Annotated in this window: 4 protein-coding genes and 1 pseudogene; 2 read left to right on the plus strand and 3 right to left on the minus strand. The window is 47.3% G+C overall.

The features are described 5' to 3' along the window. Together ftsH and RMO84_RS14990 are read left to right on the plus strand one after the other, a co-directional pair. Positions 1–1483, plus strand: a 1483-nt coding sequence (gene ftsH / locus RMO84_RS14985; protein WP_310489247.1) for an ATP-dependent zinc metalloprotease FtsH, incomplete at its 5' end; no start/stop codon positions are given. 435 nt (positions 1484–1918) lie between these two features. After that, positions 1919–2797, plus strand: coding sequence for a hypothetical protein (locus tag RMO84_RS14990; protein WP_310489248.1), 879 nt, complete (start codon positions 1919–1921; stop codon positions 2795–2797). Here the strand turns inward: RMO84_RS14990 and RMO84_RS14995 are convergent. From RMO84_RS14995 to RMO84_RS15005, 3 genes and pseudogenes are all read right to left on the minus strand, one after another. Beyond that, positions 2794–3393, minus strand: a complete 600-nt coding sequence (locus RMO84_RS14995) for a hypothetical protein (protein WP_310489249.1) — start codon at positions 3391–3393, stop codon at positions 2794–2796. The genes RMO84_RS14990 and RMO84_RS14995 overlap by 4 nt on opposite strands. Positions 3394–3704: 311 nt before the next feature. Then, positions 3705–4931, minus strand: a complete 1227-nt coding sequence (locus tag RMO84_RS15000; RefSeq protein ID WP_310489250.1) for a type II secretion system F family protein — start codon at positions 4929–4931, stop codon at positions 3705–3707. Positions 4932–5061: 130 nt separating this feature from the next. Beyond that, positions 5062–5313, minus strand: a pseudogene (locus tag RMO84_RS15005) (twitching motility protein PilT); the annotation flags it as partial.

Below are 5313 nucleotides of genomic sequence, written 5' to 3' on the forward strand. Positions count from 1 at the left end.
CAACGTGTTGCTCTTGGTATTCGTAATTACGGTACTCTCGGCGATTATCCGCCGCTCGGGCAATGCGTCCGGACAGGCCATGAGTTTTGGCAAATCCCGCGCTCGCTTTCAGATGCAGGCAAAAACGGGTGTCATGTTCGACGATGTGGCGGGCATTGAAGAAGCCAAAGAAGAACTTCAAGAAGTGGTGACGTTCTTGCAAGAACCCGAACGGTTTACCTCTGTTGGCGCGAAGATTCCCAAAGGCGTCCTGTTGGTAGGGTCGCCCGGAACTGGTAAAACATTGATGGCTAAAGCGATCGCGGGTGAAGCTGGCGTCCCGTTCTTTAGTATTTCCGGTTCGGAATTCGTCGAAATGTTTGTCGGTGTGGGTGCCTCCCGCGTCCGCGACTTATTTAAAAAAGCCAAAGAAAATGCGCCCTGCTTGGTGTTCATCGATGAAATCGATGCAGTGGGTCGTCAGCGGGGCGTCGGCATCGGTGGCGGTAACGACGAGCGCGAACAGACCCTCAATCAATTGCTGACTGAGATGGACGGATTTGAGGGCAATAATGGCGTAATTATCATCGCCGCTACCAACCGTCCCGATGTATTAGACGCCGCGCTCCTGCGTCCGGGTCGGTTCGATCGTCAAGTCCAAGTCGATCCGCCCGATTACAAAGGTCGGTTGGCGATTTTAAAAGTCCACGTGCGCGATAAGAAAGTCGATCCCGAACTCTCGCTTGAAGCAGTAGCACGCCGGACGACTGGCTTTACCGGTGCAGATTTAGCCAATTTATTAAATGAAGCCGCAATCTTCACCGCCCGTCGCCACAAAGACGCGATCACGATTAGCGAAATTGACGATGCGATCGATCGGGTGATGGCGGGGATGGAAGGTAAGGTCGTGATGGATGGCAAGTTCAAGCGCATGACGGCCTATCACGAAATCGGTCATGCCCTGCTCATCACCTTGCTCGACGAACACGACCCACTCCAGAAAGTTACCGTCTTACCGCGCGGTCGCGCCATCGGGCTGACTTGGTCTACACCTAACGAAGAACATGGGTTGGAGAGTCGTGCCAAGTTGCGGGCAATGATTACCGTCAAACTGGGCGGACGTGCTGCCGAAGAAATTGTCTTTGGTAAAGATGAGGTCGATTCGGGGGCGAGTAGCGATATCCAAAGCCTCACCAAAATTGCCCGCTGGATGGTGGCGCAAATGGGCATGTCCGAACTCGGATTGGTGGCTATGGACACCGAGCATCAAGAATACTCAGAAATTGTCGCCGCTCAAATCGATCGCGAGGTGCGGAAAATTGTTAAGGAATGCTATCAGCAAGCCCTGGATCTACTCCAGTCCCATCGCTGGTTGATGGATATTTTGGCGGAGATCTTAATCGATAAGGAAACGATCGATGGGGAGGAGTTCCGCAAAATTGTCGATCGCGAAACTGGTCGCCGAGAAGCGACCCAGCCAGCACAAGTATTGGCTGGCTCTTAATTAGATTAGTCGCTCTAGCTCGACAACCACTTTACCTGAATCCCAGTAAAGTGGTTTTTTTTAGAGATGCGCAACTGGCAGTCGGCCATTATCCTTAACACTCGCACTAGTTCAGGCGATCGTGGTACTACCGATCGAATAATCTCGCTTGACATATCGATTCGCTGGGGTTTTCTGGGATAGTAAGTAGACTAAATCTCCGACTTTTGTCGGATACGAATCGCTCGATCCCTCAGTTATGATTGATGCAAATACTCGCTCGGTATGTCACAGATCGCTCGAAAAGTGCGATCGAGATCGCTGGACAATCTAGCACGTAATTAGTTATGGAGAGATCCTACTGTTACGACTTATATTAATTAACTAATCATCGATCTTTTAGCCGCCTAATTCACCTTACCTACCTTAACTAAAATGATTAGCGAGAAATCGGCAATGTCTAATATTTTCGACTTGGACGACCACAAACTGATTGAAAAATTTGCTCAAGGTAGCAATCAACTGTTGGCTAGTGCCAATCTGCGGCTAGAAGTGAGTGGCAATCTGTCCCAACTGCTAGCTAGGAATGGCGATTCGATCGCGATTATGTACTTAGATAGTAAACCGAGAACCGCGATCGTCAAACATAATTCACCATTTTTAGACTTAATCGATCGCTTATTAATCGATCGTGACTTTGTGATGTTTGGCGATGCCAGTCGGGCGGGTTTTATTGAATACAAGCATTATGTTACCCCTGCTGGCTATCGAATTTTAAATACCGATCCGGCAATATTGTGGAAAAAATGGTGGCCGACCGAGAAATTTCAAGATAAACAACGGTTTAATATGAATATCTTGGTCAGCTTTAAAAGTAGCTGGTATCCCGTCCAGAATATTACTGTTGCCGCTGGTACTTTTACAATTAAAACAATTGCCGGACAACTGATTCTCAAACGAGATGACAAAGTGCTGTGGCTGGCTCAGAACTTGTCAGAGCGTGCGGAAACAACTGGAATTGAGACAGAAGTAGGGGCGTCACCACTACCTGCAATCGATAGTTTCGATCGCCATCCCACCACCGCGCTAGCTCAAAAAATTCAACAAAAACAATCGGAAATTAATCCCGACCAAGCTTGGTCGATGATTAAAAAACTCGAACAAAAACTGCAAGCTCAAATTAAAGTTAATAGCGAGCTGGTAGCACAGCAAGCTCGATCGATCGACCGGGCAGAAATTGCCGAGCGGAGATTAGCAATACTCGATAACTATCTCAAACAAATTGGTGTCGATCCGCAAGATCTCGATCCTACTTATCGACATCTCGATCGCTAAAGATCCGATAGTTCGGTGCCGCGCTCGGGCAAAATTAATTCTGGCAGCGGCGATCGATCGACTGGCGCAATCACAAACGGCAAGTGTGCGCCAGTCAATCCCTGTTCGATCCGTGCGGGTGTCTGACTCAATAACACGAATAATGGATATATACGTTCGGCACCTTCCCCGATAATATGCTGGTAATATTGGGGCATTACCCATTCATAATCATTGTTTAATAATACCTGCGTCTGCCGCCACCGCGCGAGCAAATCTGATAGATCTTCTGTGGGACGATGGATAAAAATAACAATCTCACCACCCATTTTAATTTTCCATTCCGGATCGCACATTAGATACGCCAGATCGCAGGGTAATAGGATAGTTTTAGCGGTAGCGGTAACTGGTGAAAACTGACTTAATTGTTGTCCTAATACAACTTTGCGCAGCTCGATAACAGGTAAAGGGATCGTAATCAAACTTTCTTCCGATCTTCTCATGCTCGGAATCATTTCTAGATACGGACGATATAGTTTGAGCAATTCTACTGCTTGATGATGATTGCTATATCGAGCTAAAAGTTGTTCGTAATCTGATGGTTTAATCGAAGACATTATCTTGGCTATGCTCCGAGCGGCTAGGGTGAGTAATTAAAAGCGGCATCAATCAATGCAAGCAACTTATAGAATGTGAATAATTAGCTAGTCAAAGAGATCGAGTATTGTTAACATATCCCCGACTTCTTCAAGCAGCGGCTCGCGCTCCGTCTGCGACACGCCTCGCTTCTCTCGTCTACGGGTTCCCCGAGGGTATAGCGACCCAAATCACGCGGAGGTTCCCTCCGCATGTGTTTGGGTCAAGACAGCAAGACAAGAAGTCGGGGATATAGGATCGCTTGCATGTCTAAGCGATCGAGATCGAAATCTTAGCCAAGTTTCTCGAATACTTTGAACATTGGTAAATACATCGATAGCAAGATTACGGCCACCAAACCGGCGAGGAAAACCATCATAATTGGTTCGAGCACGCTGGTGAGTGCTTTGACAGCTTGCTCGACTTCATCTTCATAGAAGTCAGCAACCTTCATCATCATCGTGTCTAATTCTCCAGTCTCTTCGCCGATACTAATCATCTGAATCGCGAGTGACGGGAAAGCTTTTTCGCGTTGGAGCGCATTACTTAACATCCCCCCTTGTTGGACTTCCAGCTTGGATTTTTCGATCGCATTAGCAATTACTTGATTGCCAGCAGTATCGCGGACGATATCGAGGGAATTGAGAATGGGTACGCCCGATCGAGTTAACGTTCCAAAAATTCGGCAAAATCTAGCGGTTGCCGATTTTTCATTTAAGTCACCGATAATCGGCATTTTTAAGAAAAACCGATCCATCGTGAGTTTGCCAATTTTCGTTTTGTAATATTGAGTGTAGCCAACAATCAAACCAGTAATCACCGAGATCGGAATTAACACTAGCCAACTTGTTAAAACACCACTGACACCCAACATAAACAGGGTCAAGCCAGGTAATTCGGTACCCAATCCTTTAAAAATCCCTGCAAATACCGGAATCAAGAAAATTGTCATCCCCAAAAAGACTAAAATTGCCAAAATCCCGACGGCAACGGGATAAGCCATGGCCCCTTTAACTTGGTTCTTCAGACGAGACATATCTTCTAGCACTTTTGCCAGCCGATTGAGGACTTCATCGAGCACCCCACCCACTTCACCAGCTTGTACCATGCTGACATAGAGCGTATCAAAGCAGTCTGGGTGTCGGCGCATGGCATCGGAGAGGTTAATCCCCTGTTGGACGTCGGCACTGACTTGCGTGAGCACTTTGCGCAGCTTAGGGTTGTTACACTGTTCTGAGAGCACCGTCAAACAGCGCACCATTGCCACCCCCGCATTGACCATTGCTGCAAACTGCCGCGAAAATACCGCTTTATCCCTAACTGTCACCGGATTGATCGCGGCTTCAATGTCTTTGAGATCGATTTTGGTGATGTTAAAAGATCTGGCTGGGCGAATATTTTGAATAAATTGATATTTTTTCTTGAGTTTTGTCCGCGCAGAATCTACTGTTTGCGCGTCAATTTTTTCTTGTTTGACGTTCCCTTGGGAGTCACGGACTTCAGCGATAAAAGTGGGCATAGTAATAGGGGCTAGGGAATAGGGGTTAGAGATTAGGGGCTATAGGAGTTAGGAGTTAGGGCTAAATATTAGAGATGAGGGGGTCGGTAATATTAATATTCCCTATTCCCTATCATCTATTCCCTATTCCCTAATTCCGACCATTCGTTGCCATCGGTGTCGAGCCAATGAGACGTTGGAGTTCGTCTGGTCGGGAGGACTTGGCAATGCCTGTTTCAAAGGAAATGGTACCTTCCCGAATGTGCTTGGCGAGGATCGATTCCATGGTGTTCATCCCTAATTTGGCTCCGGTTTGGATCGCGCTATAGATTTGGGCGGTTTTACCTTCGCGGATGAGGTTAGAGATCGCGGGGGTAACGATCATGATTTCCTGAACGAGGAC

The sequence above is a fragment of the Chamaesiphon sp. VAR_69_metabat_338 genome (genome assembly GCF_031423935.1).
GTDB lineage: Bacteria > Cyanobacteriota > Cyanobacteriia > Cyanobacteriales > Chamaesiphonaceae > Chamaesiphon.

Bases quoted from the DNA above. Each gene is read 5' to 3' on its own strand.
- RMO84_RS14990 (WP_310489248.1), top strand. From the start codon at position 1,919: ATGTCTAATATTTTCGACTTGGACGACCACAAACTGATTGAAAAATTT.
- RMO84_RS14995 (WP_310489249.1), bottom strand. From the start codon at position 3,393: ATGTCTTCGATTAAACCATCAGATTACGAACAACTTTTAGCTCGATAT.
- RMO84_RS15000 (WP_310489250.1), bottom strand. From the start codon at position 4,931: ATGCCCACTTTTATCGCTGAAGTCCGTGACTCCCAAGGGAACGTCAAA.